This window comes from Bacillus sp. PAMC28571, from assembly GCF_014250435.1.
GTDB lineage: Bacteria > Bacillota > Bacilli > Bacillales > Bacillaceae > Bacillus > Bacillus safensis.
The window spans coordinates 2,438,177-2,461,451 of the sequence record NZ_CP060191.1 but is presented as its reverse complement, the minus strand read 5'-3'; the positions used below and the strand labels follow the sequence as shown (position 1 = coordinate 2,461,451).

Genomic DNA, 23,275 nt, shown 5'->3' with positions numbered 1-23,275 from the left:
TGTGAAACGGGTCGTGATTTGCGGGCTGAGCCATCGTGCGTTCAATATGTTTATTCAACCGCTCACAGAGGATTTCAATGAGCATTATCGGATTACAGGGCTCCTAGATATAGATCTTCAGCGGTATACACTTTGTCAGGAGCGTTTTCCATCACTCCGGGGCGTTTCGTTTTTTCATGAAGATGCATTTGATCAGATGGTCAAAGAAACAAAACCAGATATCGTCATTGTGGCAGGCAGGGATGACACACATGTCACATATATCATGCAGGCACTTGACCATGATCTAGATGTCATCACCGAAAAGCCGATGGTGACAACAGCAAAAGACGCCAAAAAAGTGATGGAAAAAGAGGCAGAAAGTAAAGGGAAGGTCACGGTCACCTTTAATTATCGCTACAATCCTTTCCATCGAAAGGTAAAAGAACTGATTCTAGACGGGAAAATTGGAAGGGTCACATCTGTTGAACTGAGCTGGCTTATTGATACGTATCATGGTGCTAGTTATTTCAAAAGGTGGAACCGTACACGTCAATTCTCTGGCGGACTGTCCATTCATAAGTCGACGCATCATTTTGATCTGGTCAACTGGTGGATTGATCAAAAGCCGAAACAAGTATTTGCCTACGGGGCGCTGAACTATTACGGCAGCGAAAGCCCTTGGAATCCCTTGCAGGGGGAGGAAAATAGATTTTGTGGAACATGTCATGTGAAGGATATATGTCACTATGAAGCAAGGTGGAATCCGCGGGTTGAGCGCTCGAAGGTGGAGGACGACCATATTGAATCCGGTCAGGAGCAAACGCAGCAGTACTCAAACTATCGCCCGGATGCCTGCATTTTTGATCAGGAAATAGATATTGAGGATACATATGTGGCGTCAGTCGCTTATGATCAAGGGGCTCTGCTCAGCTATTCGATTCAATTCTCAGCCCCATATGAAGGCTATCGTCTGGCCATTAATGGGACGAAGGGGCGTATTGAAACAAATGAGTTTCATGTGCCATCAAGAATTCCATTTCAATTCCCAGAACAAACAATTTCTTATTACCCGATGTTTGGATCAAAGGAGACGATTGAAGTTGTAAAGCAGCCAGGCGGACATGGCGGCGGAGATCCTCTGCTATTGGCTGATTTATTTATAGGAAAAGATCCCTTGATTCACTATGACATCTTAGCAGGAGCAGAGGCTGGTGCTTATTCGATTGCTCTTGGGGAAGGCATGTGGCGCTCTGTCACAGAAAAACGCCCAATTGAAATCGATGAATTGTTTCATAAAGAGAAGGTGTAAAGAGAGAGGAGGGGAAAGAGATGGATCATGATGGTTCAATGAGCAGAATGCTGAGGATGTGTGAGTGGGTGATGAGACTCGCCTATACGAATTTGTTATGGCTTTTGTTCACCATTCTAGGGCTTGGCGTTTTTGGCTTGATGCCCGCGACCACTGCGTTATTTTCCGTGATGAGAAAGTGGATTCAAGGTCATGAGCAAGTCAATGTATTCCGCACTTTTTGGAAGGTATTCAGGGAGGAGTTTGTACGCTCTAACATCATTGGAGTGGTGCTATTCATCATTGGAACGATTATTTATGTCGACCTTGCTTATATTTATCCGACGAGCTGGCTCTTACATGTGCTTCGCTTTGCTATATATATTTTCGGTTTTCTGTTTATTGTGAGCTTATTTTATATTTTTCCGCTGCTTGCTCATTACGATTGGAAAAAACATCTCTATCTGAAATTCTCTCTTCTGCTCGGTATCTCATACTTGCAATATACACTCTCTATGCTTGTTTTCTCGGCTGTGCTGTTTGTTCTGTTTGCTTATTTACCGGGTATCGTGCCGTTTTTTAGTGTGAGCATACTCGCCTACGGGCATATGTGGCTGGCCTATCAAGTCTTTAAAAAGGTAGAGTTTGAAATTGAGCACGAGACAGCCGAAGTGAAGAAGCGGCTGCCGTCTTTCCTTCAATCGAAGCGGGTGAATACGCAGTGAAGTGAATCATTTGCTATAATGGTGTCACCGTAATGAAAAGGAGAGATGAGAGCCGTGTCAGTGAAAGAAATTTCAATAGAAGAATTAAAACAAAAGCTGCAGCAGGAAGATGCCATTCAGCTTGTCGATGTACGTGAGGATGAAGAGGTAGCAGAAGGGATGATCCCGGAAGCCATCCACATTCGAATGGGCGATATCCCTGAGAAGCTGGATGCATTCGATCAAACGCAGGAATATTATATTATTTGCCGTTCTGGTAAACGTAGTGAAAATGTCTGCTATTACCTAGAAGATCAAGGCTACCAAGCGACAAATGTCGTTGGCGGGATGCTGGCTTGGACAGGAGAAACAAAACCGAAGCTGTAATTAGAAGGCCTTTCATCTTAACGATGAAAGGTTTTTTTGTTCATATGCCTCTCTCTATGTGCATAAAGATAGAGTAGCGAGAGAAGGGAGAGTGGCATAGGTGCTAAAGGTAGCTGTATTTGATGAAGAGCATGAGAAAGATTTGCAGAGCGAAATCAATCATTTTTTAAAAGGAATGGAGGACGACCAAATCATTGACATCAAGTACAATGTAGCGGTGATCTGTGAGCAGGGAGGGGAACAGCTCTACTGTTTTTCTGCACTCATTTTATATAAAAAATAGACGGCATCAAAAAAGGACCTGCTTGAAGGGTCCTATTTCTTTGGTTAGCTGGCGTCAATATATAAACGATGCTTGTTGCAGTGAACACATTGAAAAAGGTAGCCTTGTAAGTCTCCTCCGTTGACGAGCCATTGCTTTAGGTTCTCTTTTGTTAATCCTTCGCCGCTGCAAATGTCTTCGATATCCTCGGTGAGTTCTTCCTCTAGATGTTCAATCTCTTTCCAGCCGACATACTGGACGATTGCGCAAAAATCTCCGCAATGACTTAACCAATATTCCTGCTGCCATCCGCGATAGCCTGGCGTTCTGAAGATCAGCTCATCGATATATTCCTCTTGATCGACGTCATCACAGCTCGCATCGTCTTGAAAGGTTCCATTGTATTTTTTCGCCGCTGATCCATCTTTAATGCACCAGGGACAAATTCCCTCCACATCTTCAACAGTATAAAAAGGGCCTTGGTACACATAATCTCTTTCTTTCTCACAAACAGGACATGTCGTATGCTCTTTTTTGATCACGTTTAACGAAACTGGATCTGGGTTGTACTTGAACGTAGGTAACGTCATATAAACCTCCATTATGTAGAAAGTGATGATTCATCACTATTTTAAAGGAATCCTCAAGCTCGAGACAATCTTAAATTGTATATATAGAAAAAAGCCGTTCGGATGAGGAACGGCTTTTTCTCGGTTGCGATTATGCTTTTTTTACTCTTGGACTTCTTGGTTTATTGACTTTATTGGTTTGTTTGATAATTCTTCGTTCATCATTTAGTGATTTATACAGCGAAACAATCATCAATATGATGACAACGGAGAACGGCAAGGCTGCGAGCTTGGCTGTATTTTGCAGGGCTTCAAGTCCCCCTGAAAATAAAAGCACAGCAGCAACAGCCGATTGGATAATGCCCCAGCTGACTTTGACACTGCCAGGAGGGTTTAACGATCCGTAGGTTGTCTGCATTCCAAGCACAAATGTAGCTGAATCAGCCGATGTAATAAAGAATACGGCGATTAAAATGAGTGCTAGTATCGATGTAATCATCGCCAGCGGATATTCATTCAGTACACCGAAGAGCATCGTTTCAGTTGAAAGGCCTGCAACATCGACAATATTCTTTTGCTGTAAGTCCATTGCAGATACACCGAAAATCGAGAACCATAGGAAGACTAGGATGGAAGGAGCGACTAAGACACCCACTAAAAATTCGCGAATCGTTCGCCCGCGTGACACTCTAGCGATAAAGATCCCGACAAATGGTGCCCAAGAAATCCACCATGCCCAATAAAAGATCGTCCATCCATTAATCCATTCTCTCTTTTCAGGATCATTGGGAGATAGACGGAAGCTCATTTGAACAATATTAGATAAGTATTGTCCAATCGAGTCAGTAAATGAATTTAAGATAAAAACAGTTGGACCTACCAAAAGTAAGAAAAACATCAGAACAGCTGCTAATACCATATTGATATTACTTAAGTATTTAATGCCTTTTCCAATCCCTCTTAAAGCAGATGCAAGGAAAAGCACCGTCACAATGATAATAATGATCAATTGTGTGCTAAAGGTATTTGGAATATGAAAAAGGTAATTCAATCCACCATTTATTTGTGCCGCGCCTAATCCTAGGCTTGTCGCAACACCAACCACGGTTGCAAATACCGCAATACAATCGATGGTTTTACCGATCCATCCGTGAATTTTATTTCCTAAAACGGGCTGCAGCGTTGCACTGATTAAACCAGGTGCATCTTTTCTAAATTTAAAGTAAGCAATGCAAAGTGCAACAATGGCATAAATAGCCCATGCATGAAGCCCCCAGTGGAAAAATGTATAGCGAAGGGAATCGCGGAAGGCCTGCGCAGTTTCAGTCTCCCCTGTTGGTGACTGAATAGCATAGTGGCTGATCGGTTCAGCTGCTCCGTAAAAAACAAGACCAATTCCCATACCGGCACTAAATAGCATAGCAAACCAAGAAAATAAACCAAATTCAGGCTCTTCCCCCGGTTTTCCTAGCGTAATTTTACCGATTGGGCTAAAAATAAAGAATAGACAAAAGCCGACAAGCAGTGATACCACTAACAAGTAATACCAGCCAAAGTCATTTGTAATGTATGTTTGAATTTGATCTGTGACATTTTGCAATGACTCTGGAGAAAACGCTCCCCACATCACGGCAACAAATGTGATCGCAATCACAATCCAAAATACACTTGATACGTTTTTCACACCATCTCACTCTCCTGTTGTTCTACACGTTTAAGCAGAGGACTTTTGCTTAATATCCCCTAACTCAACTTATTTCAAACAAAAAGAGGCGAGCTTCTCACTCGACCTCTACTTTACCGTAACATGTTTTGCTTCCATTTATCAACTATCGATATGGGAAGACGATTTTTCCTCAATTCGTTTGCGAAGACGGTAGACATATTCTTTTAAACATACTGCGAAAATAGTAAACGCCAAAACAATGGCGACTTTTAACGGAGTAATGGACAGCTTCAAGAAAACAGCGGCTGTCAAACTGATAACGACCGCAAGAACAATCGGTAATGCACGTCTGATCATTGAACTCTCTCCTTTGCTTCTAGTGCAGCATTCATGCCGGCAAGCCTGCCTGTCACAAGTGCTGAAGTGATATTGTAGCCGCCTGTGTAGCCGTGGATGTCTAAAATTTCTCCGCAGAAATAAAGACCGGGCATTTTTTTAGACGCCATTTTCTTCGGTTCAATTTCCTTCACAGAAACGCCGCCTCCTGTCACAAACGCTTTGTCCAAGGATAGCGTACCATTTGCATGCACAATAAAATGTTTGCAATCATGGGCAAATGCACGCAGTTTATCCTTGGCTAGACCAGAGAATGTGTCTTGTGGATCAATCCCGTTCCGTTCTAACAGAAACAATAAATAGCGTTCTTGCATCCAAGACTTGAGGACATTTTTAATGGCTTTCTTCGGTTCATCTTTAAGGTCACGATGAAGCTTCTGGAACAACTCCTCGTCATTCAGCTTCGGATATAAGTCTATTTGCAGGCGGACTGTCGGTTGTTTTTTCAATTCCTTCACAACAAATCCGCTGCATCTAAGAACAGCTGGACCTGATAAACCAAAGTGAGTAAATATCATATCCATGACATGTGTGACGACGGGTTTTCCTTTTTTATTTAAAACACTGACAGCCACACTTCTTAAAGAAAGACCTTGAAGCACTTTTTCTTTAATAAATCGTTCATCGGATGTGACCGGTACCTCTGTTGGGAAGAGCTCTGTAATGGTATGACCGGCTGCTTCTGCCCATGCATAGCCGTCACCAGTAGAGCCGGTATGCGGCACACTTTTTCCGCCGACAGCAATGACGACAGACTTACTTGAAATTTTTTCATCATTATTTGTAACAATTCCAGCTGCTTGTCCGTCTTGATACAGAACTGTTTTAATTTTTTCGTTCGTTCGAATGGTGACATTGAGGGCTCGGAGCCTGTCTAGAAGGGCATCCACAACAGATTGTGCTTTGTTTGAGACAGGGAACATACGTCCATGGTCTTCTTCTTTTAGTTCAATGCCAAGGTTTTCAAAAAACGAAATAATATCCTCGTTGTTGAACTCAGAAAATGCACTATATAGAAAACGGCCGTTTCCGGGAATATGTTTGATGATTTCTTCTACTGGAAGGCGATTGGTGACGTTACAGCGTCCGCCGCCAGAAATGGCCAGCTTTCTGCCAAGTTTGTTTCCTTTGTCAATTAACAGAACAGTCGCACCGTGCTCTGCTGATGCAATCGCGGCCATCAGCCCAGAAGGTCCGCCGCCAATGACAATGACATCATAATGTTTCATGTTACATTCCTCTTTCTACTTTCAGTCATTTTTCTATTATAACGAAGATTAGGGAAGGCTGAAATATGAATTGATTGGTTTTGTGACTTCCGTATTGGATTTGTTACCTGTGTATTGAATTGATGTGGTAAAATAGTTAAGTTGAATATTCATTAGAAAAATGGTGGTTAAGCGCATGTCTAATAAACTGCTTCGTGGTACGTTGGTTTTAACGATAGGGACGTATCTCTCTCGTATTCTTGGTATGATTTATTTAATTCCATTTAGCGCAATGGTTGGAGCTACTGGTGGTGCGCTATTCCAATATGGATACAATCAGTATACGATCTTTTTAAGTATCGCTACGCTTGGTTTTCCAACAGCGGTATCAAAATTTGTTTCCAAATATAATGCGATCGGCGATTATGAGACAACAAGAAAAATGTTCAGGGCGGGTATGTCGGTCATGCTTGTCACCGGGATGATCGCCTTTTCTATTTTATATTTGTCCGCACCGATTTTTGCCAAGATTCAGCTTGGCGGATCAAATGAAACAGGCGGTTTGACTGTCGATCAAGTAGTATATGTGATTCGAATGGTCAGCTTAGGTCTTTTGGTTGTACCGATCATGAGTCTTGTACGCGGGTTCTTCCAAGGACACTCCATGATGGGACCGACAGCTGTTTCCCAAGTGATTGAACAGCTTGTCAGAATCATCTTCCTATTAACGGCAACGTTTATTATTTTAAAGGTGCTTGACGGCGGGCTTGTCATTGCTGTCGGATATGCAACATTTGCGGCTCTGATCGGTGCATTTGGCGGTTTATTCACGCTTTATTTATATTGGCTGAAGCGGAAGGACAGGCTCTTAGCCATGCAGCCGAATACAGGCGCTCACTCTGATTTATCTTATAAGCAAATGTTTACAGAGCTGTTTAGCTATGCGGCGCCGTATGTGTTTGTTGGACTTGCGATTCCTATTTATTCTTATATCGATACAAACACAATTAACAGAGCCATGATTGCATCCGGACATCAGGATATTAGTACAGCGGTATTGTCCATTGTGACGTTATATTTACCGAAGGTCGTGATGATTCCTGTGTCACTTGCCACAGCGTTTGGCTTAACATTGATTCCGACGATTACGGAATTATTTACAGCACGTAATTACAAGCTGCTCAATAGACAAATTGATCAGACGATGCAAGTCATTTTATTTTTCGTGCTGCCTGCTTCATTTGGTATCTCGGCATTGGCTGGACCGGCTTATTGGTTTTTCTATCCGTCTGTTCATCCTGAGATTGGGATCTCCATTTTGTTTTGGTATGCACCTGTTGCATTATTGTTTTCTTTATTCACCATTAATGCAGCGATTCTGCAAGGGATCAACAAACAAAAATTTGCGATCGTCAGTCTTTTGTTAGGGATCATTATTAAATCGGTTCTGAACATCCCGCTGATCAGCTGGCTGCAAGGAAATGGTTCTGTATTGGCAACAGCATTAGGCTACAGTGCGTCCATCTTGTATATGTTTATCATGATTAAACGCCATGCCGGCTATTCGTTCCGCAGAATTTTCAAACGTTTTATTCTCATTGGTATTTTAACGGCGATCATGGCTGTCGTGGCATATTTGACAAGTCAGCTTGTGAACCAAGTAATTTCTTATGAAGACGGAATTTTACAAGCGGGTATCGTCATTTTGATTTCTATGATCACTGGTGGCGGTGTGTATATGTACTTGTCTTATAAGGTGGGATTACTAGAGCGTGTACTGGGCAGCCGTATGCCGAAATTTTTAAGAAAAAAGAGTTAAGAAGAGGTAGATATTCATGAGGCTTGATAAATTACTTGCTAACAGCGGCTTTGGTTCAAGAAAAGATGTGAAAAAGCTTGTCAAAGCCCGGGCGGTCACAGTGAATGGAGAAGTGGCAAAGCAGGTGAAAGATCATGTTGATCCATCAAATGATGAAGTACTCGTACACGGAGAGCGTGTAGAATATAAAGAATTCATTTACTTAATGATGAACAAGCCAGACGGGGTGATCTCGGCAACTGAAGATCTGCGGGATGAAACGGTTGTCGATTTACTTGAGCCGGAGGATATCGCAAGGGAGCCATTCCCTGTGGGGAGACTGGATAAGGATACGGTCGGTCTCCTTCTCCTCACAAATGATGGACAGCTTGCTCATCAATTACTTTCCCCAAAAAAGCATGTGCCAAAAACGTATGAGGTTCATTTGAAAAATCCTTTAGGAGATCAAGACATTAAGCGTCTTGAAGAGGGCGTTGTCATTTTAGATGATTATCACACGAAGCCGGCGAAGGTGGAAGTAGATGCAAATGAAGAGGAGGATACACGCATCCGTTTGACGATTACTGAAGGGAAGTACCATCAAGTGAAGCTGATGGCGCAAGCGGTGGGAAATGAAGTGATCTTTTTAAAAAGGCTCTCGATGGGGGCTGTCTCTTTAGATGAAGATCTAGCACCCGGAGAGTACCGTGAATTGACGGATGAAGAATTAGACAGCTTAATGAATCGTGAATAACGTAAGAACAAAAGAAAAGAACCGGCATATCGCCGGTTCTTTTTGTTATATGGACAATTCATTATACGCTTAAGATGATATTTTTACTTTTTTTCTCGTTGTTTCCCATTTGCCTCTGCTTGGACTATGAACAAGATCGTTATAGGCAAGCACGTTTAAGTCTCTTTGAATGGTTCTAGGTGTGATCCCGAATTCATCAACCAGCTCTTGTGTCGTCACAAGACCTTTCTCTTGAATGAACATATAGACTGATTTGATTCGAGTCATCATACGGTTTGTTGAAGGTTTCAAAAAACCACTCCCTATCAATAAGATCGGATGGACTTGACTAACCACAACTTACTACACTAAAACTGCGAAATAAGGACAAGCAACAATGGTAAATGTTCGTGTTTCTTAATGTTTTATTCTATTATACACGTTATTATGCATCTAGTTCCACCAAAAAGTCAACTTTACGTGTTTTTAAACTTGTCTTCATGAAATAAAATATGGTATATATCATGATTTGAATCCGGTTACAACCCAATAATGATAAGAGATGCGATTGAAGCTGACATTTTCAAATTCCGAAAAATAAACACAGAAAATTTACAAAATAAAAAATTCAGTGAAGGCAAAAAGGCACATTCCATGTGAGGATGTGCCTTTTTTGTTTCTGTTATCCTTCTAAGAAAAAGAGCTGAATGAAAAATAAGACCGCAAAGATGAGAACAAGCACATGTACTTCTCTCCATTTCCCTTTTGCCAATTTCACAAGCGGATATGAAATAAATCCAAGTGAAATTCCTGTAGAGATACTAGAAGTCAGCGGCATCGAAAGAATAACAAGGAAAGCAGGGAATGCCTCGTCTAGTTCGTTCCAGCGAATGCGTGACACCGAGTTCATCATCAAGCAGCCAACAATGATTAAAACAGGTGATGTGATCGATGGTAAAGAAGAAATAGCTTGAACGAGCGGGCCGAAAAATAATGCCACAATAAACAGTGCAGCGACCGTTAAAGACGTCAGCCCAGTTCTTCCGCCAGCAGCTACTCCTGATGATGATTCAATATAAGCAGTGGTTGGGCTTGTACCAAACATAGAACCAACCGTTGTTGCAGCAGAGTCAGCGAGCAGGGCTCTGCGCACTTTTGGCAGCTGGCCATTTTTCATTAATCCCGCTTGTTCGGCAACGCCGATCATCGTGCCTGTTGTATCAAAAATCGTCACCAGTAAGAAGGAGAAGACGACAGCATACAAATGATGAGAGAACACGTCACCAAAGGCAGCGATTGGATTTGTAATCAGCATGCCTTCAGGCAGTGCAGGGATATCCATCAGTGTTTTAGGGAAATGAAGCTGGCCGGTTGCGAGCGCAATCAATGTGGTCGCTAACATGCCGATAAACAGTGCACCATTTATTTGAAGCACCATTAAAATAACCGAAATCATTAAGCCGACAAGCGTTAAAATGACAACAGGCGAGCTTAAATTGCCAAGCTTCACAAGGTTTTCTGGATCAGCAGCGATGATCCCAGACTGACGGAGGCCGATAAATGCAATGAAAAGCCCGATTCCTGCTGTAATACCGTACTTTAAATTATCTGGAATGGCTTGAATCAGTTGTTTTCTAAGGGATGTTAACGATAAAATAATAAAGAGTATACCAGCAACAAATACCGCACTAAACGCTGTTTGATAGCTGATGCCGCCACCGCCGACAACGGTAAAGGTGAAATAGACATTCAGCCCCATGCCTGGTGCAATGGCAATCGGATAATTTGCAAATAGTGCCATCCAGAGCGTACCGACAACAGCAGCGATGATTGTTGCAGTAAAGACTTGGTCAAAAGGAATACCTGCTTTTGAAAGAATTCCCGGGTTGACGGCAACAATATAGACCATAGTAAAGAATGTCGTCATACCAGCGATTATTTCTTTCTTTATGTTGGTTTGATTTTCTTTTAACTGAAACATAAAATCCTCCATTTACGAACATTATTACAAAACAATTAATATAATATTCGTTTTAAGGGTGGATTGCAACCTTTTTTCAAGGAGGAATGGAAAAATGAATTGGGAAGCTGAAGTAATACGAAAAAAAGACGACTTAATTCAGGACACACAATCTTTTTTACAAATTGAAAGTGTCCTTGATGAAGAAGGCGGCAAAGAAGGAAAGCCATTTGGTGAAAAAGTCGATGATGCCCTGCAGTATATGCTGAAAAAAGGGGAAGATGAAGGCTTCACAGTCAAGAATGTCGACGGCTATGCAGGTCATATTGAATACGGGGAAGGCGAAGACATTGTAGGTGTGCTGTGTCATGTGGACGTGGTGCCTGCTGGCGACGGCTGGACAACCCCGCCATTTTCAGCTGACATCAGAGAAAATAAAATCTTTGCACGCGGGGCTATTGATGACAAAGGCCCAACCATGGCGGCATTTTATGCGCTGAAGATCTTAAAAGATACTGGTTTGCAGCTGTCGAAAAAAATTAGAATGATCATTGGAACAGATGAAGAAAGCGATTGGCGCTGTGTGGACCATTATTTCAAGCATGAGGCGATGCCGCAAATCGGATTTGCACCAGACGCCGATTTTCCGATTATTCATGCGGAAAAAGGGATTATTGATGCCACCCTGTCATTTACATATCAACAAACAGCGAATCATCAGCGCTATACGCTGAAGCAATTTACATCGGGTATGAGGCTCAATATGGTGCCAGATGAGGCAGCTGCTACTGTGACTGCTGCACAGGCACACGATGCTGAATTAATAAAAACAGCTTTCGAAGCCTATCTTGCTGATCATCAATTATCTGGTGAGGTAAAAAGCGCAGCGGATGGACTGCATTTTACATTAAAAGGGGTATCTGTTCATGCCATGGAGCCGGCGCATGGGACAAATGCGGGCATTCATATGGCGAATTTCTTATGCGGACACGAATTAGATGAGCAGGGACTTGCCTTTACTTCCCAAATCAACGTTTTATTTGATCAGGATACAAGAGGACAAAAGCTGGGAATTGCTTGCAAAGATGAGATTAGTGGAGATTTGACGTTGAATGTTGGGACAATCCGCTATAAACAGAATGAGGAAGCAAAGCTAGGGTTAAATGTCCGCTATCCAGTGACAGCAAGCGGCAAGGACGTCAAAAAAGGAATTGAAAGCATCAAAGGGGCGGCTCTTCTAAAATTCGAAGACAGTCCTCCGCATCACGTCTCAAAAGATCATCCGCTTGTGAAAACCTTGCAGCGGGTATATGAGGAACAAACGGGAGATCCTGCAAACCTTATTGCCATTGGGGGAGGAACGTATGCGAGATCTTTAGAAGCAGGCGTTGCCTTCGGACCTCTATTTCCTGGCAGACCAGACTGCGCCCATCAAAAGGATGAATATATTGAAATTGATGACTTACTGAGAGCAACAGCTCTTTATGCACAAGCCATGTATGAATTAGCAAAATAGAAATTGGAAAAGAGAAGAGGGGATTCACAGTGAAAAAAATGTTCTTATGCTCTTCATTCAAAGACAGCTATTCTCTCTTATCTGACTTTGCCGGTGAATCTTTAAAAGGAAAGCGCGTGACTTTCTTTCCAACGGCAAGTGCTGTAGAAGAAGTCACGCACTATGTAGAGGCAGCGAAGGAAGCCTTTCAGCAATTAGGGATGCAGATTGAGACTGTGCAGATAGATGAACAGTCCGCTGAAGAGATCGCGCAGATGATCAAACAAAATGATGTGATCTACGTTTCAGGAGGCAACACTTTTTATTTATTGCAAGAGTTAAGAAAGCATCGTCTCGATGACGTGTTGAAAGAAGAAATCAACAACGGCAAGCTGTACATCGGAGAATCTGCGGGGAGTATCATCATGGCGCCAAGCATTGAATATTTCTCCCTGATGGATGAACAAAAGAAGGCGCCGGAGCTTTCATCATTTCAAGGTGTCAATGAAATAAGCTGCTATCCAGTACCGCATATGCATAATGTCTATTTAGGCGAGGCTGCGCAGCAAATCACAGAGAAGTATCAGCAGACGCTCGATTTATGTCCGCTTACTGATGAACAGGCTTTACTTATCAGAGGGGAACAGGCTGAGGTGAAATCTGTCAAAATATCTTAACTGTGAAATGAAGAAAAAGGAACAGGGATTCATCGCCCTGTTCCTTTTTTAATCTTGAAAAACATCACTTGATAAGTATCGTTCGCCAGTATCTGCTGTCATACAGATCACAATTTGATCTGTCGGCAATTGTTTGGCTGTTTCAATGGCTGTATAGCAAGCCGCCCCAGAGGATGGGCCTACTAAAATTCCTTCAAGCTTAGCGAGCTGCCGTGTGATGTGATAAGCATCTTCGTCACTTACTTGCACGATGTCATCATAGATATGCTCGTTTAAAATATGGGGGATAAATCCTGGGCTTGTGCCAACAAGTTTATGCTTCCCAGGTTTCCCGCCAGATAAGACAGGGGAACCCTTAGGCTCTGCCACACGGATGGTTAAATGAGGGAATGCCTTTTTTAATTCCTCTCCAGTTCCTGTAATAGTACCGCCAGTTCCAGCTGTTGCGACAAAGGCTCCAAGGGGCTGTCCAAGTTGTTTCACAGCTTCCATAATTTCGACTGCTGTTGTGCCTCTATGTGCATCTGGGTTCGCTTTATTGTCAAACTGCATGGGAATAAAGCTATGAGGAATTTGAGCAGCCAGTTCCTCAGCCTTGCGGATGCAGCCTGGCATTTTTTCTTCTCCTGGGGTTAAGACGACCTGCGCCCCGTATGCCTTCAAAATATTGATTCTTTCCTTTGTCATCGTATCAGGCATGACAAGGATGGCTTTGTAGCCTCTTGCGGCGGCATTCATGGCTAAACCAATCCCTGTATTCCCGCTCGTAGGCTCAATAATGGTTGCTCCTTTTGTGAGTTTCCCTTGTTTTTCTGCTTCAATGATCATATTGTAAGCCGCGCGGTCTTTTACACTTCCGCTGGGATTAAATGATTCCAGCTTTAAGTAAACAGCCGCCGCATTTTCTGGCTGGAGCCGCTGTAATTTGACAAGCGGTGTATCGCCAATCAGCTCAGCTATATTTTGTGCAACTTTCATCAGATGACACCCTTTCTTCTCATTCGGCATTTCTTTAGTTATACTATCATCAATGGGGATTCGTAAAGTTTGTTAAAAAAGGACAGGTGATATTGTGTCAGAAAACCGTCATTATTTTATAGGGATTCACATCCCTGAACAACTTGCGCATCAAATCAAACAAGACATTGATCAAAGGAGCGGACTGTTCTTTCAAAAATGGACAGCACCACATGATTATCATGTGACCCTTATCTTTTTAGGCGCCATTCCAGAAGAGCGTTTAAAAAAGATCATCCACCTGCTTGACATCCTTTCAAATGAAGCGTCTGCATTTCCACTAGAGCTGAATGAGGTAGGGCAGTTTGGTGCGAAGGAACGCCCGAGAGTCTTTTTTGCAAAGCCTCATGAATGTGAGCCGCTCATGCATTTAAGAGAAAAGGTAAAGGAAGCCGTCTTGTCAGCAGGACACCCTGTTGAAAAGAGACCGTTTCATCCGCATATGACGATTGCACGCAAATGGAATGCGGATGACCCTTATGAAAAGCAAGCACCTTTACGCAAAGAGCCATATGTGATGGAGGTTTCTCGTATCACTTTATTTGAAATACGTCCGAAGGAAACCCCTCGTTATCACGCAATCAAACAATTTACACTACATAAATGATTCTAGAAGTTGGAGTGAGCAGCAGATGGCGCAAATTATCAAAATTCAAGATTATATATCACGATATGAACAAGACCCGCATCACTATATCAATCAATTCAATCGGTTGAAAAAACAAAGATGGGACGAGTTAAAAAAGGCTTCAAAAGAGGAGGCGCAGCAACCGTTTGATCAAATTCCTCAACAAGCGCCAGAACAAGAGGAAGAAAAGAGAAAGAAATTCTCCTTAAAGAGAAAGCAAAAAGAAGCCGATATGAAAAAGGAACGGGACCTGAGTCTTTTTAACGAGCCGACAGATATAGAGCAAGGGGTTTTCAGAAACGTTCCTACCGATGAAACGAAGCTGATTCACTTTTTTAAGGATCATCTCTTTGAAGTGCAATTAAAATGGGCGAGTTCGACGATTTCACATATTTCAACCGTTTCCCATCATATTCGGTATGATGAAAAGCTGCGGATGCTTGCAAGGCAGCTTCCGGATTCTTATTTTGTGATGTACAAGCCGGTGCTGCTCATTCAAAAAGCTGAGATGGAATTATGTCCGATACTCATCACGCCGCTCGAAGTGATCTGTTTATCCTTCTTAGAGGCCGAGCCAGACAGCGTCTATATTGGAACGAAGGAACGTTTTTGGGAAAAACGGGCGACTGGGAAAGCTGTTCAGTCCGTCTTGAATCCTTGTGCAAGCCTTTTGCGCTCTGGCACCGTCGTGTCAAAGATCTTACAGCAAAGTGGTGTAGACCTTCCTGTGAAGAAAATCCTCATCAGCCGAACCTCTTATATTGATTTACCTGAAGTTCCATATGGGATGGAGGTTATCGATAAGAAGAAGGCAGAAGAGTGGTTTGAAAAGCAGCGGAAAAATACGGCGCCGACAAAGCATCAGCAATTTAAGGCGACAAAGGCATTGCTTGCTTATGGTGAATCAGACAGCAAAAGAAGACAGGAATGGCTCGATTAAAGGCATGATGGAAGGTCACGAAAAATGAGACCTGAGTGGAGCTAATATATGAATGAATGGTACTTTATCGTTAATCCAGAAGCAGGACATGGAAAAGGACTCCGCACATGGAGGAGCATAGAGAAAGAATTACAAAAGGTGGAGGTCTCTTATCGATCATTTCTCACCCAGCATGAAGGCCATGCCGAAGTTTTGGCAAGACAAATCAGTGCCATGCAGGATGACAGGCTGAAGCGCTTGATTGTTATCGGCGGTGACGGCACCATTCATGAAGTACTGAATGGCTTAAAGGAAGTCGATCATGTGCAGCTTAGTTTTGTCCCTGCTGGTCATTGGAATGATGCTGCGAAGGGTCTCGGTATCCATCGTCATGATGTCCAAAAAGAAGTGAGAAAGCAAAAGAGAATGCTCACCAAAACATTTTCTCTCGGCTCCTTTCAAGATCATGCCGAAAGTCCGCAATCTGTTCTCTTTCTCAATCATATCGGTGTGGGGTTTGACGCACATGTACTGAGGAAAACGGTGCATTTTAGAGGGAAGAAGTGGCTGAAACGGCTGGGGCTTGGCTTTATCATCTATCCTCTGTCATTTCTCCATTCTTTATGGTCGTTTAAGCCGTTTGATCTTGCGCTATTTATTGAAAATGAGAAGAAAGTCTTTCGCCAAGTGTGGTTTGTGATCGTATGTAATCACCCGTATTATGGGGGAGGGCTGGAAGCAGCGCCGGAAGTGAGTGCAAGGCAGCCAGGTTTTCAAACGATGGTTGTCACAGATTTGAATCCATTCAAAGTCCTCTTGTTTCTAAGTGCAATGGTGTTTCGGAAGCACCTTGGGATGAAGGGGGTTACCCTTTTTCAGCATGAGGAAGCGTTTTTAGAAGCAGATGAAAAAATCTTATTTCACGCAGATGGAGAAGTGATCGGCGCAACGCCTGTCTTTGTAAAGGCAAGTGAACGATCCTTAAAATTACGTGCTTAAATAACTTGCGGTATATCCGCAGGCAAAGAACCGTGAAAAAAGCCTTCTTTTTCATAAGGTTCTTGTCCTGATTTTTTAGTTTTGCTTGACGAGTATAAGAAGGTAACGATAAAATCTATAGGACGGCTATTGTTTAGCATCTCATTCTCAATAGCTGTCCTTTTTGTTTTTATGATCATATAAATAAAAAAAGAAACAGCCAATTGATCCTCAATCGGCTGAATTTTGTCGACTAAAAAAGCAAGATTTAAAATATTTTAAGAAATGATGGGTTGAAAATTGATATGAACTGGTTGGGACAAATATTAGGTAGCGAATGGCACATCTCTCCGGCTGGAGGCGCTACGGGAGATGCGTACTTCGCAACACACAATGACCAAAAGCTATTTTTAAAACGCAATACGTCACCGTTTCTTGCGGTTTTGTCAGCTGAAGGCATTGTGCCGAAGCTTGTCTGGACAAAACGGATGGAAAATGGAGATGTGATTACTGCACAGCACTGGCTGAGCGGCAGAGAGCTGAAGCCAAAGGACATGAATGATCGTCCTGTAGCAGAGCAGCTAAGAAAAATTCATACATCAAAAGAATTGCTCGATATGCTGAAACGATTAGAGAAGCACTCTCTAGACCCAGAATCCATTCTGATGCATCTGAAACAGTCCATATTAAACGAGCAAATTGATTCACAAGACATTTCGCGTGCCATCCAGTATTTAGAGAAGCATGTGGAGGCTGTCCATTTTGAGGACAAGGTCGTCTGTCATTGCGATCTCAATCATAATAATTGGCTGCTGACAGATGAAAACCAGCTCTATTTGATCGATTGGGATGGGGCGATGATTGCAGACCCAGCGATTGATCTTGGACCGCTTTTATACCATTATGTTGAGGAAGAGAACTGGGAAAGCTGGCTCTCTATGTACGGCGCCCCGCTGACGGACAATTTGCGAAAGCGCATGGCGTGGTACGTGCTCGCTGAAACCGTATCGTTTGTCGTTTGGCATAAACGAAAAGGGAATGAAAAGGCGCAAAAAGAGGTGCAAGCGGAGCTAAATGCACTCTTAAAACGGTTAAACATCCATTAAGACAGTGGAATGTTCTCGACCCACTCAGACAGATGTGATTGATGCTCCTCAATATGTGCATCAATTGAACTGACAGAGGTGCCCTTTTGGCTGTAATCATAAATATCTGTTAACAGCTGACGAATGTCAGCATCCAGATCTTCTTTTGCCAGCATTAATTGAATCACGCGTCCCACCTGTTCATATTCTGCAACAGTCCCGCAGCAATCCAGCTGGTGATCGGTTAAAATATCTTTGATTAATTGAAGCTGATGTTGACGGTTTAAACCCATACAAATGCTCCTTTCCTGCGTGTCATTTATGAGGTTAAACTGTGCATTCAGCGCCCAATTTATACATGCGGCAGACCAGCTCAAGCGAAGGGCTGGTCTTTTTATATGGACATAGAAGATGCTGTCTTGCGGGTCTTTATGTTTCATGGTATCTTGATAAAATGTAAAGAAAATAGAGGTGTATCAAATTGAGAATGCGACATAAACCATGGGCTGATGATTACTTAGCTGAGAATGCTCATATTGCTTTAGCAAGTCCCGAGCAATATAAAGGGAAATGGCATGAGCTGTTTGGAAATGATCATCCAATCCATATTGAAGTTGGGACAGGAAAAGGGAGCTTTATTGCTGGAATGGGCAAGCTTCATCCTGATATCAACTATATTGGCATTGAATTATTTAAAAGTGTTATTGTGACAGCAGTAGATAAAATCAAAGAGACAGATGTTGAAAATGTAAAGCTTTTGAATATCAATGCTGAGACGCTGACAGATGTGTTTGCGGAAAATGAGATTGACCGGGTATATTTGAATTTCTCTGATCCGTGGCCAAAAGCAAGACACGAAAAGCGCAGATTGACGTTTAAAACCTTTTTAGAGCGATATGAACATATTCTTCGTCCAGGCGGTGAATTACATTTCAAAACAGATAACCGCGGGTTATTTGAATATTCCTTAAAAAGTTTTTCTGCATATGGTCTTCTTTTAACGTATGTCAGCCTAGATTTACATGAGGACGGCTTAGAAGGAAACGTGATGACTGAATATGAAGAGAAATTCTCGTCTATGGGACAACCGATCTATCGATCAGAAGTCAAATTCCCAGAATAACAAGTGACATCAAGCTGGCTGCAAAGAAAAATGGCAGCCAGCTTTTTTATGAAAAGATTGGTGCATGCGATTTTTGGCTGTATTTGCTACGATAGAAAAAGGAGGGATGACAGCAATGGAGACAATGAAAATAGGTGAAATGGAACTGTTTTGGTTAAACGGGGGAGATACGCACATGGACGGCGGTGCGATGTTCGGTGTCGTGCCAAAGCCATTATGGTCAAAAAAATACCCGGTAAATGACCGCAATCAAATTGAATTACGATGTGATCCAATTCTTATTCGGTGGAAGGGTCTTCATCTGTTAGTGGATTCCGGCATCGGATCAGGGAAGCTGACAGATAAACAAAAACGCAATTACGGCGTGACAGAGGAAACCAAATTGGAAGAATCTCTAGCGGCGATTGGCCTGCGCCCATCAGATATTGATTACGTATTAATGACACATCTGCACTTCGATCATGCCAGCGGATTAACAAAACGTGAAGGCGATAAGCTCGTGTCTGTTTTTCAGCAGGCAAAAATCATCACATCGAAAATCGAATGGGATGAAATGAGAGCGCCGAACATTCGCTCAAGAAATACATATTGGAAAGAAAACTGGGAGCCTGTAGCAGACCAAGTGGTCACATTTGAAGAAAGCATCGAAGTGACAGAAGGCATCGAGCTGCATCATACAGGCGGACACAGCAATGGTCATAGCATTTTAACGCTCACAAGTGAGGGCGAAACAGCGATTCATTTAGCTGATATCATGCCAACACACGCTCATAAAAATCCACTTTGGGTTTTGGCATATGATGATTACCCAATGACCTCGATTCCAGCCAAGCAAAAGTGGCAGGCATTTGCAGAAGAAAAAAATGCGTGGTACTTGTTTTATCATGATGCCATTTATCGTGCTGTAAAATGGGACGAAGACGGGCAGATCACACACGAAATCAAAAGAGAAACAGGAAGATAAAAGATCATCTGTATGTTTTTTTCGCCTTTCACACAAAATAACGACAAAATGAACTTGTGAAAGGAAGAGTGCAGGTGAACCAATTTTATCGTGTACATGGTGATGTGATCGAAACACCATTAAGAGGGATGGAAGTCATGTCAGTCCCTTATTTAAACAAAGGGGTTGCATTTACAAAGGAAGAGCGGGAGGAGCTCGGGTTAAAGGGATTTCTTCCGCCTAAGGTCTTAACCTTAGAGGATCAGGCAAAGCGTGCATATGAGCAGTTCAAGGCACAGCCGGATGATCTAGGGAAAAATGTGTATTTAACATCACTTCATGATAGAAATGAAGTGCTTTTTTACAAATTACTTAATGAGCACTTGGCGGAAATGCTTCCAATTGTCTACACGCCGACTGTAGGAACGGCAATTCAGCGTTATAGCCATGAGTATCGAAAGCCAAGAGGGCTCTATTTATCGATTGATGATCTGGAAGGCATGGAAGAGATTTTTGCCTCTTATGGTGTCGATGAATCAATCGACTTAATCGTTGCAACTGATGCAGAAGGCATTTTAGGTATTGGAGACTGGGGCGTTGGCGGGATTGCCATTTCAGTTGGGAAACTTGCTGTTTATACAGCTGCAGCAGGCATTGATCCCAGCCGCGTGCTGGCAGTAGTGCTTGATGCCGGAACGAACCAGGAAAGTCTCTTGAATGATCCGCTTTATGTTGGAAATCAGCACTCCCGCGTTCGAGGAGAGCGCTATGATCAGTTCATTGATCAATATGTCGAGCTTGCCCGCGCTACTTTCCCAAACGCCCTCCTTCACTGGGAAGACTTTGGGACAAAGAATGCCCGTGCGATATTGGAAAAATATAAGGATCGTATTTGTACATTTAACGATGACATTCAAGGGACTGGCGCCGTTTCACTTGCTGCAGTGCTAGCATGTGCAAAAGCTTCGAAAGTTCCGCTGAAAGATCACCGTATTGTTATTTTTGGAGCGGGTACGGCAGGTATTGGCATAGCCGAGCAAATCCGTGATGCGATCGTCAGAGACGGAGTCAAAGAAGAGGAGTCCTACGATCATTTCTGGTGTATTGATAAAACGGGGCTGCTCACAGATGATTCACCTGACATTCAGCCATTTCAAAAGCCGTATGCAAGACGTTCTGACGAAGTAAAGGATTATGCCCGTAATGGTCCAAAGCATTCGATTGATCTATTAGAGGTCGTCAAGCAGGCGAAACCAACAATCTTAATTGGCACCTCGACGGTCGGAGGCGCTTTTACAGAGGAAATTGTAAAAGAAATGGCGTCACACGTGGAGCGCCCTGCGATTTTACCGATGTCGAATCCGACCCCTCTTTCAGAAGCAAAGCCGCAAGATCTGATCGAGTGGACTGAAGGACGTGCCCTTGTGACAACGGGAAGTCCATTTGATCCTGTCGAGTATGGCGGTGTCACATATGAAATTGGACAAGCGAATAATGCCCTTGTCTTCCCAGGACTTGGTCTAGGCACAATTGTGTCAAAAGCCAGGTTGATGACAGACAGTATGTTTGTTGCGAGTGCTGAAGCCATTGCAAGCATGGTCAATGTTGGGAAGCCGGGTGCAGCGATGCTGCCAAGTGTTGATCAGCTTCGAACCGTTTCAGCGACAGTGGCCGTCCGTGTGGCGCAGGCAGCAATTGATGAAGGAATAGCAGAAGAAACGCCTGATGATCTTATTCAGGCTGTGCAGGACGCTATGTGGCATCCTGTGTACAAAAAAATCAAAGCCATATAAAAAAAGCTTCGCAAGGACACGTCTTTGCGAAGCTTTCTTGATCAAGCAACAGAATCAATGACATCCACGATCATGCCAGTTTTGGCATCAATCATCACTTCATACTGTTCAAGCTCGCCAAAGGCAGAGCGGGTGATGCCAGATTTGTACACATCAATCGTTTCACCATTTACGGTATACGGTTCTGGTACAGTATAAATCCAAGAGCCATCAATAGGGCCGCGCTGTTTAAAAGCAGATTTCACAATTTTTAATGCTTTTTCAGATGAGATATACGTAGGGAAAAATACTTTCTTTGCAACAATTGCAGCGGCTACGCCAATACTCGCACCAATCAGAACATGTTTTAACTTCAACGTGCTGCACCTCCGTATTGCTGTTTTTTCCATTATACAAAACTTGTCCATTGATGTTAAGGAATCCGAATACTTGAAAGCATATTCAAAATTTCTGGAGAGATACTTGGAAAACCGAAAGAATTCTTATAGTATAAAGTGAGTGTTATTTTTATAGGAATATATATGGTCATTACATAGAAACGAGGTAAACTGTAGAATGAACGAAGAAACATTGTCGCTTTTCCGAAATTTAACAGAATTACAGGGAACTCCAGGAAATGAGCACCATGTGCGTGCTTTTATGAAAAAGGAACTTGAGAAATATTCTGATGAACTCATTCAAGACCGTCTTGGCGGAGTGTTTGGCGTACGCAAGGGGCAGGAAAACGCACCGAAAATTATGGTAGCGGGTCATATGGATGAAGTCGGATTCATGGTCTCATCGATTACGAAAAACGGGATGATTCGTTTTCAAACACTTGGCGGCTGGTGGAGTCAAGTCATGCTGGCGCAGCGTGTGGACGTCCATACCGATCACGGGCCGATTCCTGGTGTCGTCTCTAGTACACCTCCTCACCTTCTGACGCCAGAACAAAAAAGCAAGCCTGTGAAGCCGTCAGATATGCTCATTGATATTGGTGCAGATAGTGAAGAAGAGGCAAAAGAGCTTGGCGTTCGTCCAGGACAGCAAATCGTTCCTGCAACGGTTTTTACCCCAATGGCGAATCCAAAAAAGATTTTAGCGAAGGCTTGGGATAACCGCTATGGCTGCGGCCTTGCAATTGAATTATTAAAAGAATTAAAAGACGAAACACTTTCATGTCAGCTGTACTCAGGAGCAACTGTTCAAGAGGAAGTTGGGCTTAGAGGGGCTGAGGTAGCTGCGAATATGATTCAGCCAGATCTTTTCTTCGCTTTAGATGCGAGTCCTGCAAACGATGTGACAGGTGACAAAACACAGTTCGGCCAGCTTGGAAAAGGTGCACTTCTGCGTATTTTTGATCGGACAATGATTACGCACCGCGGAATGAGAGACTTTGTGCTTGATACTGCTGAGACAAACAACATTCCATATCAATATTTCGTATCACCGGGTGGTACGGACGCTGGACGTGTTCATATTTCAAACCAAGGTGTGCCTTCTGCCGTCATTGGGGTTTGCGCACGCTACATTCATACAAGTCATTCTGTTTTGCATGTGGATGATTACGCAGCGGCTAAAGAGTTAATTGTCCGCCTTGTCAAAAATTGTGATCAAAGTACAGTGGATACTATTTACCAACAAGTATAAATAGAATAGAAAAAGGCTGCTTCTTCAATGAGAGC

Annotated in this window: 25 protein-coding genes; 16 read left to right on the top strand and 9 right to left on the bottom strand. The window is 42.9% G+C overall.

The genetic code is table 11. The annotated features are described in order from the left end of the window. The first annotated feature begins 1 nt into the window (after position 1). The 4 genes from H7F25_RS12370 to H7F25_RS12355 all read left to right on the top strand — a co-directional run bounded on the left by H7F25_RS12370 (position 2) and on the right by H7F25_RS12355 (position 2,644). The gene (locus H7F25_RS12370) at positions 2-1,291 is read left to right on the top strand and encodes a Gfo/Idh/MocA family protein (protein ID WP_044332364.1); all 1,290 of its coding nucleotides are present in this window, start codon (positions 2-4) and stop codon (positions 1,289-1,291) included. A 20-nt stretch (positions 1,292-1,311) separates the two neighbouring features. Then, complete coding sequence (locus H7F25_RS12365) at positions 1,312-1,995, top strand: YesL family protein (RefSeq protein ID WP_044332366.1); 684 nt, start codon at positions 1,312-1,314, stop codon at positions 1,993-1,995. A 54-nt stretch (positions 1,996-2,049) separates the two neighbouring features. Beyond that, positions 2,050-2,361 (top strand): rhodanese-like domain-containing protein, encoded by a 312-nt coding sequence (locus tag H7F25_RS12360; protein WP_044332369.1) that lies wholly within the window; start codon positions 2,050-2,052, stop codon positions 2,359-2,361. Positions 2,362-2,461: 100 nt separating this feature from the next. Next, a complete protein-coding gene (locus H7F25_RS12355) occupies positions 2,462-2,644 on the top strand; it encodes a sporulation protein Cse60 (protein WP_185853782.1) in 183 nt (60 codons plus the stop codon). A 44-nt stretch (positions 2,645-2,688) separates the two neighbouring features. On the opposite strand, the gene H7F25_RS12350 is transcribed toward H7F25_RS12355, so the two are convergent. The 4 genes from H7F25_RS12350 to H7F25_RS12335 form a co-directional block, all read right to left on the bottom strand. Next, positions 2,689-3,213: a CbrC family protein gene (locus tag H7F25_RS12350; RefSeq protein ID WP_185853781.1), complete on the bottom strand. Its 525-nt coding sequence runs from the start codon at positions 3,211-3,213 to the stop codon at positions 2,689-2,691. Positions 3,214-3,343: 130 nt separating this feature from the next. Further along, the gene (locus tag H7F25_RS12345) at positions 3,344-4,819 is read right to left on the bottom strand and encodes a glycine betaine transporter OpuD (protein ID WP_232624233.1); all 1,476 of its coding nucleotides are present in this window, start codon (positions 4,817-4,819) and stop codon (positions 3,344-3,346) included. Between the two features lie 198 nt (positions 4,820-5,017). Beyond that, positions 5,018-5,215 carry a hypothetical protein gene (locus tag H7F25_RS12340; protein ID WP_024424878.1) on the bottom strand — a complete coding sequence of 66 codons (198 nt, stop codon included), beginning with the start codon at positions 5,213-5,215 and terminating at the stop codon, positions 5,018-5,020. Beyond that, the gene (locus H7F25_RS12335) at positions 5,212-6,483 is read right to left on the bottom strand and encodes a BaiN/RdsA family NAD(P)/FAD-dependent oxidoreductase (protein ID WP_103132343.1); all 1,272 of its coding nucleotides are present in this window, start codon (positions 6,481-6,483) and stop codon (positions 5,212-5,214) included. Before H7F25_RS12335 ends, H7F25_RS12340 begins: the two co-directional genes overlap by 4 nt. A gap of 175 nt (positions 6,484-6,658) precedes the next feature. On the opposite strand from H7F25_RS12335, the gene H7F25_RS12330 reads away from it, so the two are divergent. Together H7F25_RS12330 and H7F25_RS12325 are read left to right on the top strand one after the other, a co-directional pair. Continuing rightward, positions 6,659-8,281, top strand: a complete 1,623-nt coding sequence (locus H7F25_RS12330) for a putative polysaccharide biosynthesis protein (RefSeq protein WP_087977673.1) — start codon at positions 6,659-6,661, stop codon at positions 8,279-8,281. 16 nt (positions 8,282-8,297) lie between these two features. Beyond that, a complete protein-coding gene (locus H7F25_RS12325) occupies positions 8,298-9,014 on the top strand; it encodes a pseudouridine synthase (protein WP_024426193.1) in 717 nt (238 codons plus the stop codon). 69 nt (positions 9,015-9,083) lie between these two features. Here the strand turns inward: H7F25_RS12325 and H7F25_RS12320 are convergent, their stop codons facing one another. Next, positions 9,084-9,305 (bottom strand): DeoR family transcriptional regulator, encoded by a 222-nt coding sequence (locus H7F25_RS12320; protein ID WP_008356419.1) that lies wholly within the window; start codon positions 9,303-9,305, stop codon positions 9,084-9,086. Between the two features lie 370 nt (positions 9,306-9,675). Next, positions 9,676-10,974, bottom strand: a complete 1,299-nt coding sequence (locus H7F25_RS12315; protein ID WP_024424875.1) for an NCS2 family permease — start codon at positions 10,972-10,974, stop codon at positions 9,676-9,678. Between the two features lie 94 nt (positions 10,975-11,068). Between H7F25_RS12315 and pepV the strand changes: the two genes are divergently transcribed. Both pepV and H7F25_RS12305 read left to right on the top strand, forming a co-directional pair. Next, positions 11,069-12,469, top strand: coding sequence for a dipeptidase PepV (pepV, locus tag H7F25_RS12310; protein WP_125587174.1), 1,401 nt, complete (start codon positions 11,069-11,071; stop codon positions 12,467-12,469). A gap of 29 nt (positions 12,470-12,498) precedes the next feature. After that, a complete protein-coding gene (locus H7F25_RS12305) occupies positions 12,499-13,125 on the top strand; it encodes a Type 1 glutamine amidotransferase-like domain-containing protein (RefSeq protein WP_185853779.1) in 627 nt (208 codons plus the stop codon). A gap of 48 nt (positions 13,126-13,173) precedes the next feature. On the opposite strand, the gene cysK is transcribed toward H7F25_RS12305, so the two are convergent. After that, positions 13,174-14,103, bottom strand: a complete 930-nt coding sequence (cysK, locus tag H7F25_RS12300; RefSeq protein WP_370880801.1) for a cysteine synthase A — start codon at positions 14,101-14,103, stop codon at positions 13,174-13,176. A gap of 94 nt (positions 14,104-14,197) precedes the next feature. On the opposite strand from cysK, the gene thpR reads away from it, so the two are divergent. From thpR to H7F25_RS12280, 4 genes are all read left to right on the top strand, one after another. Beyond that, positions 14,198-14,749 carry an RNA 2',3'-cyclic phosphodiesterase gene (gene thpR, locus H7F25_RS12295; protein WP_185853778.1) on the top strand — a complete coding sequence of 184 codons (552 nt, stop codon included), beginning with the start codon at positions 14,198-14,200 and terminating at the stop codon, positions 14,747-14,749. A 25-nt stretch (positions 14,750-14,774) separates the two neighbouring features. Further along, the gene (locus tag H7F25_RS12290; protein ID WP_024424870.1) at positions 14,775-15,710 is read left to right on the top strand and encodes a hypothetical protein; all 936 of its coding nucleotides are present in this window, start codon (positions 14,775-14,777) and stop codon (positions 15,708-15,710) included. Between the two features lie 48 nt (positions 15,711-15,758). Further along, positions 15,759-16,688, top strand: coding sequence for a YegS/Rv2252/BmrU family lipid kinase (locus H7F25_RS12285; RefSeq protein ID WP_185853777.1), 930 nt, complete (start codon positions 15,759-15,761; stop codon positions 16,686-16,688). A 284-nt stretch (positions 16,689-16,972) separates the two neighbouring features. Then, positions 16,973-17,773 (top strand): phosphotransferase family protein, encoded by an 801-nt coding sequence (locus H7F25_RS12280; protein WP_024424868.1) that lies wholly within the window; start codon positions 16,973-16,975, stop codon positions 17,771-17,773. Here the strand turns inward: H7F25_RS12280 and H7F25_RS12275 are convergent. After that, the gene (locus H7F25_RS12275; protein ID WP_024424867.1) at positions 17,770-18,045 is read right to left on the bottom strand and encodes a YtzH-like family protein; all 276 of its coding nucleotides are present in this window, start codon (positions 18,043-18,045) and stop codon (positions 17,770-17,772) included. The two genes, H7F25_RS12280 and H7F25_RS12275, sit on opposite strands and share 4 nt — an antisense overlap. 188 nt (positions 18,046-18,233) lie before the next feature. On the opposite strand from H7F25_RS12275, the gene trmB reads away from it, so the two are divergent. The 3 genes from trmB to H7F25_RS12260 all read left to right on the top strand — a co-directional run bounded on the left by trmB (position 18,234) and on the right by H7F25_RS12260 (position 21,611). Continuing rightward, positions 18,234-18,875: a tRNA (guanosine(46)-N7)-methyltransferase TrmB gene (trmB, locus tag H7F25_RS12270; RefSeq protein ID WP_024424866.1), complete on the top strand. Its 642-nt coding sequence runs from the start codon at positions 18,234-18,236 to the stop codon at positions 18,873-18,875. A gap of 115 nt (positions 18,876-18,990) precedes the next feature. After that, entirely contained in the window at positions 18,991-19,839 is an 849-nt protein-coding gene (locus H7F25_RS12265; RefSeq protein ID WP_185853776.1) for a YtnP family quorum-quenching lactonase, read from the top strand. Positions 19,840-19,967: 128 nt separating this feature from the next. Further along, positions 19,968-21,611, top strand: coding sequence for an NAD-dependent malic enzyme (locus H7F25_RS12260; protein ID WP_044332427.1), 1,644 nt, complete (start codon positions 19,968-19,970; stop codon positions 21,609-21,611). 41 nt (positions 21,612-21,652) lie between these two features. On the opposite strand, the gene H7F25_RS12255 is transcribed toward H7F25_RS12260, so the two are convergent. Next, entirely contained in the window at positions 21,653-21,967 is a 315-nt protein-coding gene (locus H7F25_RS12255; RefSeq protein ID WP_003217759.1) for a PepSY domain-containing protein, read from the bottom strand. 199 nt (positions 21,968-22,166) lie between these two features. Between H7F25_RS12255 and H7F25_RS12250 the strand changes: the two genes are divergently transcribed. Further along, positions 22,167-23,240, top strand: coding sequence for a M42 family metallopeptidase (locus tag H7F25_RS12250; protein WP_024426183.1), 1,074 nt, complete (start codon positions 22,167-22,169; stop codon positions 23,238-23,240). Positions 23,241-23,275: the final 35 nt, after the last annotated feature.

Excerpts from the sequence above, each read along its gene's own strand:
- H7F25_RS12365 (WP_044332366.1), top strand. The coding sequence starts at position 1,312 with ATGGATCATGATGGTTCAATGAGCAGAATGCTGAGGATGTGTGAGTGG.
- H7F25_RS12350 (WP_185853781.1), bottom strand. The coding sequence starts at position 3,213 with ATGACGTTACCTACGTTCAAGTACAACCCAGATCCAGTTTCGTTAAAC.
- H7F25_RS12345 (WP_232624233.1), bottom strand. The coding sequence starts at position 4,819 with ATGTGGGGAGCGTTTTCTCCAGAGTCATTGCAAAATGTCACAGATCAA.
- H7F25_RS12340 (WP_024424878.1), bottom strand. The coding sequence starts at position 5,215 with ATGATCAGACGTGCATTACCGATTGTTCTTGCGGTCGTTATCAGTTTG.
- H7F25_RS12335 (WP_103132343.1), bottom strand. The coding sequence starts at position 6,483 with ATGAAACATTATGATGTCATTGTCATTGGCGGCGGACCTTCTGGGCTG.
- H7F25_RS12330 (WP_087977673.1), top strand. The coding sequence starts at position 6,659 with ATGTCTAATAAACTGCTTCGTGGTACGTTGGTTTTAACGATAGGGACG.
- H7F25_RS12325 (WP_024426193.1), top strand. The coding sequence starts at position 8,298 with ATGAGGCTTGATAAATTACTTGCTAACAGCGGCTTTGGTTCAAGAAAA.
- H7F25_RS12315 (WP_024424875.1), bottom strand. The coding sequence starts at position 10,974 with ATGTTTCAGTTAAAAGAAAATCAAACCAACATAAAGAAAGAAATAATC.
- pepV (WP_125587174.1), top strand. The coding sequence starts at position 11,069 with ATGAATTGGGAAGCTGAAGTAATACGAAAAAAAGACGACTTAATTCAG.
- cysK (WP_370880801.1), bottom strand. The coding sequence starts at position 14,103 with ATGAAAGTTGCACAAAATATAGCTGAGCTGATTGGCGATACACCGCTT.
- H7F25_RS12290 (WP_024424870.1), top strand. The coding sequence starts at position 14,775 with ATGGCGCAAATTATCAAAATTCAAGATTATATATCACGATATGAACAA.
- H7F25_RS12285 (WP_185853777.1), top strand. The coding sequence starts at position 15,759 with ATGAATGAATGGTACTTTATCGTTAATCCAGAAGCAGGACATGGAAAA.
- H7F25_RS12280 (WP_024424868.1), top strand. The coding sequence starts at position 16,973 with ATGAACTGGTTGGGACAAATATTAGGTAGCGAATGGCACATCTCTCCG.
- H7F25_RS12275 (WP_024424867.1), bottom strand. The coding sequence starts at position 18,045 with ATGGGTTTAAACCGTCAACATCAGCTTCAATTAATCAAAGATATTTTA.
- H7F25_RS12265 (WP_185853776.1), top strand. The coding sequence starts at position 18,991 with ATGGAGACAATGAAAATAGGTGAAATGGAACTGTTTTGGTTAAACGGG.
- H7F25_RS12260 (WP_044332427.1), top strand. The coding sequence starts at position 19,968 with ATGGAAGTCATGTCAGTCCCTTATTTAAACAAAGGGGTTGCATTTACA.
- H7F25_RS12250 (WP_024426183.1), top strand. The coding sequence starts at position 22,167 with ATGAACGAAGAAACATTGTCGCTTTTCCGAAATTTAACAGAATTACAG.